This is a genomic window from Elusimicrobiales bacterium (assembly GCA_041651175.1).
Classification (GTDB): Bacteria; Elusimicrobiota; Elusimicrobia; order Elusimicrobiales; family Elusimicrobiaceae; genus JAQTYB01.
Genome location: JBAZJT010000002.1, coordinates 1 through 13,448 on the forward strand (window position 1 = coordinate 1; position 13,448 = coordinate 13,448).

13 protein-coding genes are annotated in these 13,448 nt (G+C 61.3%); 11 read left to right on the plus strand and 2 right to left on the minus strand.

The features are described from left to right. The first annotated feature begins 109 nt into the window (after positions 1-109). From WC421_01665 to WC421_01715, 11 genes are all read left to right on the plus strand, one after another. Positions 110-1,042 carry a metallophosphoesterase gene (locus WC421_01665; protein MFA5160927.1) on the plus strand — a complete coding sequence of 311 codons (933 nt, stop codon included), beginning with the start codon at positions 110-112 and terminating at the stop codon, positions 1,040-1,042. Beyond that, a complete protein-coding gene (locus WC421_01670) occupies positions 1,039-2,598 on the plus strand; it encodes a hypothetical protein (protein MFA5160928.1) in 1,560 nt (519 codons plus the stop codon). The genes WC421_01665 and WC421_01670 overlap by 4 nt, the downstream gene beginning before the upstream one ends. A gap of 40 nt (positions 2,599-2,638) precedes the next feature. Continuing rightward, on the plus strand, positions 2,639-3,709 hold the full coding sequence (locus WC421_01675; GenBank protein MFA5160929.1) for a deoxyhypusine synthase: 1,071 nt from the start codon (positions 2,639-2,641) through the stop codon (positions 3,707-3,709). A 12-nt stretch (positions 3,710-3,721) separates the two neighbouring features. Then, entirely contained in the window at positions 3,722-4,624 is a 903-nt protein-coding gene (locus WC421_01680) for a hypothetical protein (protein MFA5160930.1), read from the plus strand. A gap of 20 nt (positions 4,625-4,644) precedes the next feature. Then, entirely contained in the window at positions 4,645-5,061 is a 417-nt protein-coding gene (locus WC421_01685; protein MFA5160931.1) for a DoxX family protein, read from the plus strand. Then, positions 5,058-6,773: a DNA polymerase III subunit gamma/tau gene (dnaX, locus tag WC421_01690; GenBank protein ID MFA5160932.1), complete on the plus strand. Its 1,716-nt coding sequence runs from the start codon at positions 5,058-5,060 to the stop codon at positions 6,771-6,773. Before WC421_01685 ends, dnaX begins: the two co-directional genes overlap by 4 nt. Then, on the plus strand, positions 6,770-7,357 hold the full coding sequence (gene recR, locus WC421_01695) for a recombination mediator RecR (protein MFA5160933.1): 588 nt from the start codon (positions 6,770-6,772) through the stop codon (positions 7,355-7,357). The genes dnaX and recR overlap by 4 nt, the downstream gene beginning before the upstream one ends. A gap of 5 nt (positions 7,358-7,362) precedes the next feature. Further along, positions 7,363-7,947 (plus strand): SIS domain-containing protein, encoded by a 585-nt coding sequence (locus WC421_01700; GenBank protein ID MFA5160934.1) that lies wholly within the window; start codon positions 7,363-7,365, stop codon positions 7,945-7,947. Between the two features lie 132 nt (positions 7,948-8,079). After that, a complete protein-coding gene (locus WC421_01705; protein MFA5160935.1) occupies positions 8,080-8,526 on the plus strand; it encodes a GNAT family N-acetyltransferase in 447 nt (148 codons plus the stop codon). Further along, on the plus strand, positions 8,523-10,658 hold the full coding sequence (locus WC421_01710) for a tetratricopeptide repeat protein (GenBank protein MFA5160936.1): 2,136 nt from the start codon (positions 8,523-8,525) through the stop codon (positions 10,656-10,658). The genes WC421_01705 and WC421_01710 overlap by 4 nt, the downstream gene beginning before the upstream one ends. A gap of 70 nt (positions 10,659-10,728) precedes the next feature. Then, positions 10,729-10,911 (plus strand): hypothetical protein, encoded by a 183-nt coding sequence (locus WC421_01715; protein ID MFA5160937.1) that lies wholly within the window; start codon positions 10,729-10,731, stop codon positions 10,909-10,911. Here WC421_01715 and WC421_01720 read toward each other — a convergent pair whose 3' ends face one another. Both WC421_01720 and WC421_01725 read right to left on the minus strand, forming a co-directional pair. After that, positions 10,912-12,507, minus strand: a complete 1,596-nt coding sequence (locus WC421_01720; GenBank protein ID MFA5160938.1) for a 1,4-alpha-glucan branching protein domain-containing protein — start codon at positions 12,505-12,507, stop codon at positions 10,912-10,914. Next, entirely contained in the window at positions 12,494-13,381 is an 888-nt protein-coding gene (locus WC421_01725; protein MFA5160939.1) for a DUF4912 domain-containing protein, read from the minus strand. Before WC421_01725 ends, WC421_01720 begins: the two co-directional genes overlap by 14 nt. Positions 13,382-13,448 lie beyond the last annotated feature (67 nt).

The following is a 13,448-nucleotide window of genomic DNA, read 5'->3' on the forward strand; positions in this document are numbered from 1 at the left end:
ACGTAACCGCGCTCAACCCGGAAATTCCCTGCATGGCGGACGGGCAACTCGTTAACCTGAAACTTTCAGGCCAGCCCTGTGCGGGGCGGCTTTATTATATAATCATGCCATGCAGTCTAAATTTTTCAGGCCCAGCCGCAAGCTGCGCGACGCCGCGCTTAAAATACCCCCGGGCGGCGGCCCAGCCAAGAACCGGCGGCGGCTGCACGGCAGGGGCAAGGAGCTGGTGGCCGTGGGCGACCTGCACGGCGAGCTGGACGGCTTTCTTGAAATACTGCTTCACGCCGGCCTCATAGACAACCGCGCCAAATGGAAGGGGGGAAATAAAACCCTCGTTCAGATGGGCGATGTGATAGACAGGGGGCCGCACTCCATTCATCTGGTGAATCTGCTGGCGCGGCTTCAGCGCCAGGCGGAGCTTAAAGGCGGCAAAGTGGTGCGCCTTGCCGGCAATCACGAGCTGGAGCTGCTGCGCGGCAACACCTATCTGACGACTTTAAGCCCCGAGCAGGTGGAGCAGTACCGCCGCCAGCTTGCCTGCGATATTCTGGAGGGCAAGACGCTGTCCGCCTATTCCCAGCAGGGGTATCTGTTCACCCATGCCGGGCTTACCGGCGAGCTTGTGGCCATGCTCTCCAACGGCCAGCCGGACGAGGCCGCCCTGGCGGACATGATAAACAAAATCATGGTCGAATCCGTCATGCGCAACGATTACGGGCATCCGATTTTCAATGTGGGCGCGCTGCGCGGCGGGCGGCATCGCTTTGGCGGGATATTCTGGGAGGATGTGCGCGCGCTGTTTTGCTCTGAGGGGGCGGGGGCGATACGGCAGGTCATCGGGCATACGCCGTTAAAGCGGATAGCGCAGTCCGAAAACGGCAGGCTGGTGGCCATAGACGTGGGCATTTTCAACGGGGCGGGCGGGGGGCGCTCCTATATCACAATCAAGCGCGGCAAGGTAACGCCGGTTGAAATACGCCCGGTGAGGGAAATCCTGCCCGCGCTGCATATTCCGCCTCCTCCCCGCCCGCCGGAATTGTGATGCGCCGCGCGGCGTTGGCCGTCATAGCGGCGGCGATGCTGGCGGTTTCATTGCGCGCGCTGAAGGCGGACAGGTGGAGCGGCTGGGATTTTGGCGACGCGCAGACTCTGTTGTGCCTCAACCAGTGGGACAAACACGGCATTTTAACGGATAAATTCCTTTTCTCCCCGCAGGGATACGCGCCTTTCATGCAATTGCTGGACCGGGAGCCGCTGCGCCGCCATGCGCGCGGGATTTCGCCGCGCGCCTCCTCCGCCGGGCCCAGGCTTTTGTACACGCATTATCCGTCCGGCTATCTGCTGCCCCAGGCCGCCGCGTATTTCGCCGGATTTAAGGGGCCGGGGGCGCTCAGGCTTTTGCAGTCCGCTTTTTCCTGCGCCGCGCTGATTCTGCTGTTTCTGGTTTTTGAATCTTTGGCCGGGCCCGCCGCCGGGCTGGCGGGTATTGTTTTTTACGCGCTGTCGCCCGGATTTATGAATTTCGCGGATTCGCTGGCGAATCAGCCGCTTGACGATTTGCTGCGTTTTGCCTTCATGCTGTTGATTCTGCGCAAACGTTACCTGTGGGGCTGGCTGTGCCTGTTTGCGCTTTCGCTTTGCTCTTATGATTCGGTGTTGTTCTGCCTGCTGTGGGTTCCGGCGGCGGATTTTATAGCCGGAACGGACCGGGATTTCCGCCGCTATGCGGCTTTTGCCGCCGCGCCGATGCTGGCGGGCTGCGTTCAGTTAGCCCAGAATGCCTGGTATCTGGGATTTGCGGACGCGGCTGCGGACATGAAATCAACATTCCTGCTGCGCGCGATGACACATAGCGGGCTTAAAGAGCGGCTGGCCAATATGGCGTATCCGTATTACCACAGCTTCGGCTTGTATGGGCTGATTGCGCTGGCTGCGGGGTGCGGCGCGTTTTTCGCCGTCCGTGCGGACGGCGGAAAACGCGCCGCCATCGCGCTGCTGGCCTGCGGGGCGGTTTTCATGCTGGCATTGCCGTCGGCGGCGTCGCTTTCATACCAGACCCGGCAGCTTATGCCGTTTTTCGCGTTCTGCTTTGCCGCCGCAATGACACAATGGCGGGAAATCTCCGCGCGGACGGCGGCGGCTCTTTTATGCGGCGTTTTGGCCTTGTTCCTGCTGCGGCTGCCGGGGAGTTTCGGGCCGGTTCCGCTAACGCGGGACAGGAACATCGCGCTGGCCCGCGCGCTGGATAAACTGCCCGCTGAAAAGCCCGCCGTCCTGTTTGAAACCGGCTTTTTCGGCGATAACGGCTATTGGGAGAAGGATTATGTCAGGGGCTATCACCAGCCGCACCCGCTGCTGGAATACTATTTCGGCAAAAAACTGATTTTGAGCTTTTCGGACCCGCATGACCTGGCCCGCGACATGCGGCTTATTCTGGACGGCTCCGGCCCCGTGTTCACTCCCATTATCGCCGCAAAGGACAAAAAAACCCTGGATGCCGCCACAGCCGCGCTTAAATCAGAAAACATCATAAAAAACGGCTCGGAAGCGCGCGTTTTCGGCGTCGGGGACGAATGGGCGGCGGTTGTTCCTTTATAGTATAATAACCCGAATGCGAGTTTATTCAACGGGAGGCCCCATGGCATACAAAAAATCTGATTTTCTGAAAAAGACCATAGAGCATATAGACATCCGCAAGCATAACGTGGTCAAACTGGTGGAGGATATGGATAAAATGGCCTTCACCGCGCGCGACACCGCCCGCGCCGCCAAAGTCTACGACATGATGCTGCGCGACAAAAAATGTTCCGTGTTCCTGTGCCTGGCCGGCTCCATATTCTCCGCCGGGCTGAAAAAGACCGTTGTGGAGATGGTCAAAAACAACATGGTGGATGCCATAGTCTCCACCGGCGCGCTTATCGTGGACCAGGATTTCTTTGAGGCGATGGGCTTCAAGCATTACATCGGCACACCCTTCGGCATAGACGATAATGTGCTGCGCGACCTGCATATAGACCGCATCTACGACACCTTCATAGACGAGGACGACCTGCGCGTTGTGGACGAGACCATGCACAAAATCGCCGACTCTCTGGAGCCGCGCCCCTACTCCTCGCGGGAGTTCATATACGAGATGGGCAAATACCTCTCCAAAAACGCCAAAAACCGGGATTCCGTGGTGCTGGCCGCCTATCAGAAAGGCGTGCCGATATTTGTGCCCGCGTTTTCGGACTGTTCGGCGGGGTTCGGCATGGCGCTGCATCAGCATATGAACCCGGCAAAGCACATGTCGCTTGATTCGGCGGCGGATTTTCTGGAGCTTACCAAAGTCAAAATGGAAGCCGGCGAGACCGGCCTGTTCATGATAGGCGGCGGCGTGCCCAAGAACTTCGCGCAGGACACCGTGGTCTGCGCCGAGGTGCTGGGCGCGGATGTGCCAATGCACAAATACGCCGTGCAGGTTACCGTGGCCGATGCGCGCGACGGCGCGTTGTCGGGCTCCACACTTAAAGAGGCCAGCTCCTGGGGCAAGGTGTCCACCTCCTACGAGCAGATGGTGTATGCCGAGGCCACCCTGGCCGTGCCGGTCATAGCGGGCTACGGCTACCACAAGGGCGCGTGGAAAACGCGCAAAGCCCGGAATTTTGCCGCGATGTTTGGCAAAACGGAAACAAAACGCGGCCAGCTTTGCGGCTGCGGCTGTCATTAAGGAGGAGGGGAGATGAGAAAACTTATAGCGGTTGTCGCATTGTCGGTATTGCCTGTGTGCGGCGCGAGCGCGTATTTCGACGGCGGATTGGGCGGCGTCTCCGGGGCGGACAGTTACTCCGGTTTCAACGCCTTCGCCGAAGTCGGGATGGACAATTTCTATGTCCGCCCGGCCTACGGCTCTTACAAAAGCGACGCCACCAACAAGAACACCTATTCCACCTATTCCGCGCGGGTGGGGTATGAAAAGCTGATATTCGCGTTGGGCCTGGAAGGCGGAACAACGCCCAAAAAAAGCAACGGCTCCTACGAATACGGCAATAATTACATCTCCGGCGATATCACCTTTTCCGTCTCGCCCACCGGCGGCAGGGCGATGCGCCTGGCCGGCCCGCGTTCCGGCGGCGGCGGGGCAAAGGGCGAAGGCCTCACCCGCGTTGATTTCGGGGCCAGCCTCACCCGCATAAGCCACGACTTCAGCACGCTCTCCGACAAGGTGGGCGAGACCGACGGCTCGGTGTTCGCGGGGGTTATGTTCCTCGGCACGCAGATAAGCGCGAAGTTCGTGAAAAACCTCTCCTACAGCCAGGATATAACCGGCTCCATGCCCGTCCCCATGACGGTGGAACTGCCCGGCACCATGATATGCACGCAGGGGTATATCAATCAGGCGCTCAACGCGCGCGTTGATTTCACCATGCTGCCGCTGGTAACGCCTTTTATCTCCTATACGGCAACTCAGTATAAAGGGGATAATCCGCTGCTCTCGCTGGCCAGCATCTCCAAGGCCTACATGCTGGGCGCGACGGTGGGGCTGGACATGCTCAACATCAACGCCGCCTACCAGATATTTGACCCCGGCGTGGGGCATTCGTCCACCAATTATTTCTCGCTGGGCGCGGGCCTGAAGTTCTGACAGCAACGGACAGATTCTGAATGGTATTTGAAAGCAAGTCGCCGCCGCCGGCGCTGCGCGCCCTTGTTTTGCTGGCGGGGCGGCTGCTGGCGGCGCTTGCTTTTCTGGCGGTATCGCTGGGCCAGGCCCTGCATTATGGCGACGCATGCGCGGCGGCGCGTTCATTGGGAATGCCGTGGGCGGATGTTTATGTGGCCGCCGCGTCCGCCATGCAGTTTGCGGGCGGGCTGATGCTGGGGCTTGGCTGGCGGGCGCGGCTGGGCGCGGCGTTTTTATCTGCCAGCCTGCTGCCGGCGGTGTGGATGTTTACCCTGCCGGCGGCCAACAGGCTTTACCTGGCCGGCGCGCTTGCCGCGCTGGGCGGGCTTATGCCGTATCTGGTTACGGGCGCGGGGCCATACAGCCTGGATAATCTGCGCCGGGTGCTTTCAAAATGACCGAATCACAATACCGTAATTTCGCGCGCAAATACAGGCCGGAAACCTTCGCGGAGATGGCCGGGCAGGAGCATGTAACAAAGACCCTCTGCAACTCGCTCAAGCTTGGCAGGGTGGCGCACGCATACCTTTTCTACGGCCCGCGCGGCTGCGGCAAGACAACGGCGGCCCGCGTGCTGGCCAAGGCGCTCAACTGCCAGTCCAACGACGGCAAGCCCGCGCCGGAGCCGTGCTGCAAATGCCGCCCCTGCCAGGAAATCGCCGCCGGCGCCGACATGGACGTGCTGGAAATGGACGCCGCCAGCCATACCCAGGTGGAAAAAATCCGCGAGGTTATACTGGACACCGTCTCCCTAAGCCCGGCGCGCGACAGATACAAGGTTTTCATACTGGACGAGGTGCACATGCTCTCGGCCAGTTCCTTCAACGCGCTGCTAAAGACCGTGGAGGAGCCGCCCCCGCATGTGGTGTTCATCCTCGCCACCACCGAGCGGCACAAGGTTCCGGCCACCATAATATCGCGCTGCCAGTCTTTCCGCATACGGCCTTTCATGCCGGAGGCGATAGCGGAGCATCTGGCCCGCATCGCCGCGGCGGAAAAAATAGACATTTCGCGCGACGCGCTGGCCTTCATCGCCCGGTCCGCCGGCGGAGTGATGCGCGACGCGCACAGCCTGCTGGACCGCGCCGTGTCCCACTGCGCGGGGAAAATAGAGGCCGCCGACGTTTCCGAAATGCTGGGCGCCGCGCCGGAGGAGCTTATCGGGCAGGCGGTTTCCGCCGTGCTGGCGCGCGACGGCGCCGCGCTGCATGCGGTGTTTCGCAAGGCGAACACGGAGGGTTTTGAGCCCGCCGCCCTGCTGCGCGACATCAGAAACGGCTTTGCCTCCATGTTTTTCTGCCGCATAGACCCCGCCGCGCAGGAGCCTTTCCCCGGCGCCGCCGAACTTGCCAAAAGCCGCCAGTCCGCGGAGCTTGCCAGTCTGGCGCGCAGGATAGGCCGGCTGGCGGACGAGATTCGCTTTTCCGACACGCAGGCCGTCGCTGCCGAGGTGGGGCTGTTCACGCTGCTGGAGTCGGTTCCCGATATTGACGGGTTTGTGCGCAGGCTGGAATCTCTTGAATCCCGCCTGTCCGGCGAGGCCGCCGCGCCGCCCCGTCCTGTTTTGCCCGCCGCCGCAAAAGCCGAAACGGCGGCCGCTCCGCAGCCCCGGCCTTCCGCGGCGGCGCAGCCTGAAACGCTGCCGGAGCCGGCGCGGAAATCGGTTCTGCCGCAAAAGCCCGCGCAGGCCGCGCCGCCGGCCCCATCGGAGCCGGACGGCGTTGTCTGGAAAAAGCTGCTGGACTCGCTTGCCCGCAAGCGGCCCATGCTGCACGATTTGCTGAAGTCCGCTTCCGTTGAATTTTCCGCGCAGGCGTGGACGGTTTCCGTGCCCGGCAATTTCGCCTACCAGTCGGCGGGGCGCAACGCCGCCGCCGTCTCCGCGGAGCTGGAGGCGGTGTCAGGGCGGCATATCAAGCTGCTGTTTCACGAGGCTCCCGCGCAGGAGCCGCCGCCCGACGGCGGCGAAACCGCCCCCGCGGATTCCATCTCGGACGAGGATTCTCTTGCCGGGGCCGCCTGGCAGGACATAAATTCCGCCTCCGCGCCGCAGGACGCGGCGGTGCGCAAGGTGGTAAAGCTTTTTAACGGGAAAGTGATAAAGAAATGAAAACCGTTGAGCGTCTGAAAACCGCTTTCCGGCGGCTGCCGGGCGTGGGGCCCAGGCAGGCCGAGCGTTTCGCCATGCATTTCCTGCGCGCCTCGCCCTCCCAGGCCGAGGAGTTGGCCTGCGCGCTGCGCGATGTTAAAAATTCCGTCAAACTCTGCCGGGGCTGTTTCTCGTACTGCGAGGGCGACACCTGCGCGATATGCGCCGACCCGTCGCGCGACGGGCGCGTCATCTGCGTGGTGGAGGAGCCGCAGGACATAGAGGCTTTCGAGCGCGCCGGCGGCTTCAACGGGCGCTACCATGTGCTGCACGGCGCCATTTCCCCGGCCGACGGCAAAGGCCCCTCCGCGCTTAGGATTGCGGAGCTGCTGGAGCGCGTTAAAACCTCCGGCGCGGACGAAATCATAATCGCCACCGACCCGGACGCCGAAGGCGAGGCCTCCGCGCTTTATATTTCGCGCGAGCTGCGCGGCCTTGCCAGGGTTACGCGCATAGGCTACGGCGTGCCGCTGGGCGCGGACCTGGATTATACCGACGAGGCGACGCTGGGCTGCGCCATGAAAGGCCGCACGCCCATGGGGTGAAAATCATGTCATTTACGGACGATTTTTTCCGGCGGCTTGAGGCCGCGTTCAGAAAAGTTGAGGCAGCCGACGGCTCCGGCGCAAAGCTGTCCGTGCCGGAGGCGGCGGAGGCCGCCTACTCCCTCATGCGCCGCGCCGCCGCGGCGGGGGGGAAAGTCATCATCATCGGCAACGGCGGCAGCGCGGGCATAGCCAGCCACATCTCGCTTGATTTATGGAAAAACGGCGGCATCAGGTCGCTGGCTTTCAACGATCCGTCTCTTCTGACCGCGCTGGCCAACGACCTGGGGACGGAGCGGATTTTTGAAGCCCCCGTCCGCGAATTCGCCGAAAGCCGCGACGCGCTTATAGCCATAAGCAGTTCCGGCAAATCGCCCAATATCATCAACGCCGTGAAGGCCGCCGCCGAAAAAGGCTGCGCCGTCATCACCATGTCCGGCTTTGCGCCCGACAATCCGCTGCGCGGAGCCGGGGCGGTCAATTTCTATGTTCCGGACACCGGCTACGGCTTTGTGGAAACCGTCCACGCCGGCCTGTGCCACTGCCTCGTGGACATGGCCATCAGCGACAGAAAACCCCGCCCCGCATAACCAGTCTCCCGCGAATCCGGCTGTCAACCGCGATTTCCGGGTGCGGGAAAATTTGAAGGAAACAGGCTGCGCCGTTGCGGCCCGTCTGAGGAGAATGGGGTTGTCTGCCGGGAAAGTTCTGGAGCAAGCGTGATGAACTTTGAAATCCGCCGCGCCGGGCGGGAGGATGTGTCCGCGCTGGCCGGCATAGAGGCCGCGCAGCCGTTTGCCGCCGGCTGGGGCGAAAAGGGGCTGCTGGCGGAACTGGACAAGCGCGAATCTCTTCTGCTGGCGGCTTTCGGGCCGGACGGGGCGGCGGGATTTTGCTGCGCGGCGGTGCTGCCGCCGGAAATGCAAATACTCAATATAGCGGTGTCGCCGGCCCGCGCGCGGGCGGGGATAGCCTCCGCGCTTATCGCGGCGGCGCGCTCCCGCGCCGTGCAGGCGGGCTGCGCCCTTGTAACGCTGGAAGTCAGCGCCGCCAATTCCGCCGCCATCGCGCTTTACGGAAAGCTGGGGTTTTCTGTTGTGGGCCGCAGGCCCAAATTCTATAATGGTTGCTGCGATGCGCTGCTTATGAATTTGGAGATAATGCCATGAAATATCTGCTGCCCATGCTGCTTTCCGTTCTGTGCGCCGCGCCCGCCCGCGCCTCCCGGCAGGGCGAGGCGTATATGCGCTATATTCACGGCCTGCTAAGCGAATATGAGGGGAAAAGCGAGGACGCCGCCGCCGATTACGCCGAGGTCATCAAGCTGGACCCGAAGGCCTCCTCCGTGGGCCGGCAGGCGGTGCAGCTGGCCGCGCGGCTGGGCAAAATGGACGAGGCCGCCCGCCTGACCGAGGAATTGGTCAAAAACGACCCCGCCGAATCCGACAACTGGGCCATGAAAGGCGCCGTCGCCTGGGCCAGAAACGACAGGGACGGCGCAATCAAGGCCTACGAGAAGGCCGTCTCCCTCAACCCCGCCAACGCTCCGGCGCTTTACCAGGCGGCGCAGATATTAAAGCCCTCCAACCCGCAGGCCGCCTACGGCTATCTGGACAAATACATGGAGGCGGAGCCGGAAGCCGCGCCGCAGACTCTGGTGGAAATGGCCAACATAAAATTCAAAAACGGCGACCCGGCGCTTGCCGAGACGCTGCTTAAAAAATGCCAGTCTAAATTCCCGGACGTGATAACCTGCCGCTACGCGCTGGCGCAGCTCTATGAAATAAGCGGCGACACCGAAGCCGCGCTGGGCCAGCTTAAATCCGTAGAGCCGCTGGACCCGGCCAGCGCGGCGCTGATGTCGCATCTGGGCGGGGTGTGCATGGCGCTGGGCAAGACGGAAGAGGCGCGCCAGTACTTTCTTAAAACCAAAAAACTTGATGCCGGCAACTCCGACGCCGCCTTCTGGCTGGCCGCGCTGGCCGAGCATGACGGCGATTTCGCCGCCGCGGCGGATTACATCCGCGCCAGCTCCTCCTACGACAGCGACCCGGCCCTGTCGCTGCGCCTTAGCTATTACCTGACGCAGACCGGACGCTATTCCGACGCCGTGGGCGAGCTTGAGCAGGCCCGCAAAAAATGGCCCGATAATTACGAACTGGGCTACTTCCTTGCGTTGGGACTGGACGACACCGGACAGACCCGCAAGGCCATGGACATACTAAAGGACATCACCGCCGCCAAACCGGACTACCGCGAGGCGCAGCTTCAGTACGGCATCATGGCCGAAAAAACCGGCGACATGGCGACAGCGGAGGCGCAGTTCAAAAAACTGCTGGAAAAAACCCCGGACGACGCGATGGTGCTGAATTATCTCGGCTATTCGCTTGCCGACAGGGGCATGAAGCTGGATGATGCCGAAGGCTATATAAAACGCGCCCTGTCCGTTTCGCCGGACAACGGCGCATACATAGATTCGCTGGGCTGGATTTATTTCAAGAAAGGCCGCCACGCCGACGCGCTGGCCCAGCTCAAACGCGCCGCCGGCATAATCAACGGGGACGAAACCGTCTGGCAGCATCTGGGCGACGTGTTCTGCGCGCTGGGGGATTTCAAAAACGGCTGGCTGTCCTATAAAATCTCGCAGGGCATAAAGCCGGACCAGAAAGACATAGCCTCCAAAGCCGAAACCGCGGAAAAGAAACTTTCCCGCGCCGACACCGCCGCGCTGGCGCTGGATTTCATGAAGCAGGCGCGGCCCCGCGCGCTTAAATACGGCGCGCTGTGCGCGCTGACGGCCTCCGGCGGGGGCAAGGCGGCGGAGTTCGGCGCGATAATAAGCTACAGCAGCGCGGCGCTGTCGCTGGACGTGTCGGGGCCGCTGTTTACTCCGGCGGCGGGCTACAAACTATCAGTGGAGGAAGGCGGCGCGCGCGCCTTCTCGTCCTCCTACGGGGCAGGCTCGGATCAACTGGATAAAATAGCGCGGCGGATGATGAATCTGCTTTACGATTACTATTCGGGCGGGATATACCCGCCAAAGCCGGACAAATTCTCCGGCGGCTGCCTGAAAGCCCGTGGCGGGGAAGTCTGTCTGGATAAAACCGGCGCTTTCGCCGAGGAATTCACCCGCAGCGACGACGGCAAGGTATCGCTGAAAACCGGATTTTCAAAGCCGGGCGCGGGAAAAATGCCGGACCTGATGGAATTCAAATCCTCCGGGCTTAAAATCAGCTTCACCGTAACCAAATCGCAATTGGAGCAGCAGCCCCGCCGCTACACGGTCCCGGGACTGGAATAACAGCGCCTCCGCCCTGTTGGCTCCCGCATAAACCCGGAAATCGCAGTTATAGCGAGAACCGAGACGAAAAATGGCAAAGCAGATTCGGCACAAAAAAGCGCGAGCAGGCCCTCAGGCCTGTAAGCGCTTTTTTGGAGATGCGAAGCCGTTTTTCGTCGAATTCCGCTACTCAACTGCGATTTCCGGGCCAATATATCCTATGAAAAAACGCCGCCGCAGCATTGGCTGCGGCGGCGTTTTGTATGCCGAATGATTACGAGCGGTAGTAGCGGTAGTCTATGTGCGGGAATATGTTGTCGCGCCATTCAAGGCCGCGCACAAATTCCTCGTTAAGCCCGTTTCCCAGTATCTGGCTGTAGAGCTCGTTGAAGTTCCTGACATGCTCGGTGGTGCGCTTGGTGGAATAATTGGCCGCGCTGCCCACGGTCATCAGAAATCCCCAGTCCGAAGACTGCGCCAGCACAAGCTCCCGCGCCGCCTGGTTGAGCGCGCGCAGCAGCAGCCCGTCGGCGGACTGGAACCGGTTGGCAAGCTCCGACATGCGCTGGGCGCATTTGAGGAGGTGGCGGTAAATCCAGTCGTTGGTGCCGTTGAGCCAGACCTCGTTATAGCCCTTGTCGCCCCAGGAGGACATGGAGGGCTGTATAACCTGATTGTCCGGATTCTCGGCCAGGTATTCGCTGGCGGTAACCGGGCGGATTGTGTCCTGGTCGTAATGCATCTTGCGGAACAGGAATTCCAGGAAATCCGGCCCCTCGTACCACCAGTGGCCGAACAGTTCCGCGTCGTACATGGAGGTAATCAGCGGCTTTTTGCCCAGGAAACCGTGCAGATATTCTATTTGCCGCTCGCGGTTGAACAGGAAATTGCCGGCGTGGCTGGCGGCAACGTCGCGCGCCTCGCCCGGATTATAGGGCTGCTTTTCGCTGAGCGCGACCTTGCCGGTGATTTTGTGGTATTTGACCGCTATGTTGCGCCGCACCCCGTCGGAGTGCAGATAGGGCTTGATATACTCGTATTCCAGGTCATAGCCCAGGTCGCGGTAGAATTCGCGGTAACGGTGGTCGCCGGGATAGCCCATTTCGGCGCTCCAGACCTGGTGGGCGGATTCCATGTCGCGCGCGAAGGCTGCCACTCCCGAGGGGCAGTAAACCGGCGCGTACACCCCGTAGCGCGGACGGGGCGAGCCGTAAAGCACCCCGTGCGTCTCCATGAAAAAATACCGTATTCCGGCTGCTTTCAGATAGGCGTCGTCGCCCGGATTGTAGGCGCATTCCGCCAGCCATATGCCGCGCGGGTTCCTGCCAAAGCGCCGGGCATAATCGTCCGCCGCTATGCGGATTTGCGCGCCGACAGATTCTTTTCTGAGCTGGAGCGGCAAAAAGCCGTGGGTGGCGCAGCAGGTGATGATTTCCAGCTTGCCCATGTCCTGGAATTTTTTGAAACCCTCCAGCACATTGCAGTGGTAATAATCCTCGTAGAGCTCGCGTATTCTGCGGAATTTGCGGTGGTACATCTGCGCCACGGGAGCGTACGGGGTGTGCTGGGTGCGGCCCATTTCCTTTTCGGACAGCTCCAGCCGCTGATGCAGGTATTTGGAGAAGCGGTTTTTCAGCAGTTCGTCCGACATCATCGCGCAAAGCGGCGGCGTCAGCGACATGCTGATGCGGAAATCCACCCCGTCCTGCGCCAGCCTTTCGTAAACGTCCAGCAGGGGCAGGTAGGTCTCCGTCATCGCTTCAAAAAACCAGTCTTCCTCCAGGAAATCCTCGTACTCGGGATGCCGGATGAAGGGCAGATGCGCGTGCAACTGAAGAAGCAGATAGCCTTTTTCTTTACCGTTTTTCATCTGATGTGGTGACTCTGTTAGCGGTGATGGTTATGCTGCGATGGTCCACATCGTCATTGCTTGTGGCGTGTATGGGCAGTTCAAGCGTTCCGTCCGGGAACGAGAACCGCATGGAGAACGTGCCGTCCGGGTTCAGCTTGACGCTGCGTCCCGCCACGGTAACTTTGGCGTCCGGCTCGGTAGCGCCGTAAAGTATCAGTTCGCAGTCGGCAACCAGCCAGAACTGGCGTTGGCCGCCCTCGCGCCTGCCGCCGGGAAGGGAGGTGATTCCCCAGGAAGCCGCGCGCGAAAACACGGCCTTTAGCATCTCCCAGCGCTGGGCGAGAGCCTTGGCCACCTCTCCGGAACCTTTGCCTATGTACTCCACGCCGGAGAGCTTGAGCAGCCGCTCAAAATCGCCGCTGACCGACATCCAGTTCTCGTCCGTAACATCCGAGACGCGGCCCGCCGGCAGCGAAACGGCGTTGCTGCGGACTATGAGTATGAATTTGCCGTCCGGCGTAACAAGCCCCACGTCGCAGACATAGCTTTTGCCGGCTTCCGGCACGTTCAGATACCAGCTGCGCGCCGCCAGCACTATGGGAACGTCGTAATAGCCGCGGGCGTTGCCGCCGTCAAACTGTGCGATGCCGGTTACGTCGTAGACGCGCGCCACCGGCTTTGCGGCGGAAAAAATATCCTCGCCATGCGCCGCTTTTATGTTTCTGGTGGCATTTTCGGTGATGTCCCACATCAGGAACATCCAGAGCGGGTCCCGCGGCAGAAGATACGCCTCGGTATCGCCGTACGAATCCGGCAGCCTGCCGCCCTCAACCGGCGCGGGGCCGCGCTGGCCCTTCATGTATTCAGTGGATGACACGTTTTGCGAGCCCATGTTTTAGCTCCCCTCATGCTTTACGCCATGAAATCGGTGAACACCCTGCGCCCGTCCCGACATGCCG

Coding starts and splice junctions, on each gene's coding strand:
- WC421_01665 (MFA5160927.1), top strand. CDS start 110: ATGCAGTCTAAATTTTTCAGGCCCAGCCGCAAGCTGCGCGACGCCGCG.
- WC421_01675 (MFA5160929.1), top strand. CDS start 2,639: ATGGCATACAAAAAATCTGATTTTCTGAAAAAGACCATAGAGCATATA.
- WC421_01680 (MFA5160930.1), top strand. CDS start 3,722: ATGAGAAAACTTATAGCGGTTGTCGCATTGTCGGTATTGCCTGTGTGC.
- WC421_01685 (MFA5160931.1), top strand. CDS start 4,645: ATGGTATTTGAAAGCAAGTCGCCGCCGCCGGCGCTGCGCGCCCTTGTT.
- dnaX (MFA5160932.1), top strand. CDS start 5,058: ATGACCGAATCACAATACCGTAATTTCGCGCGCAAATACAGGCCGGAA.
- recR (MFA5160933.1), top strand. CDS start 6,770: ATGAAAACCGTTGAGCGTCTGAAAACCGCTTTCCGGCGGCTGCCGGGC.
- WC421_01700 (MFA5160934.1), top strand. CDS start 7,363: ATGTCATTTACGGACGATTTTTTCCGGCGGCTTGAGGCCGCGTTCAGA.
- WC421_01705 (MFA5160935.1), top strand. CDS start 8,080: ATGAACTTTGAAATCCGCCGCGCCGGGCGGGAGGATGTGTCCGCGCTG.
- WC421_01710 (MFA5160936.1), top strand. CDS start 8,523: ATGAAATATCTGCTGCCCATGCTGCTTTCCGTTCTGTGCGCCGCGCCC.
- WC421_01715 (MFA5160937.1), top strand. CDS start 10,729: ATGGCAAAGCAGATTCGGCACAAAAAAGCGCGAGCAGGCCCTCAGGCC.
- WC421_01720 (MFA5160938.1), bottom strand. CDS start 12,507: ATGAAAAACGGTAAAGAAAAAGGCTATCTGCTTCTTCAGTTGCACGCG.
- WC421_01725 (MFA5160939.1), bottom strand. CDS start 13,381: ATGGGCTCGCAAAACGTGTCATCCACTGAATACATGAAGGGCCAGCGC.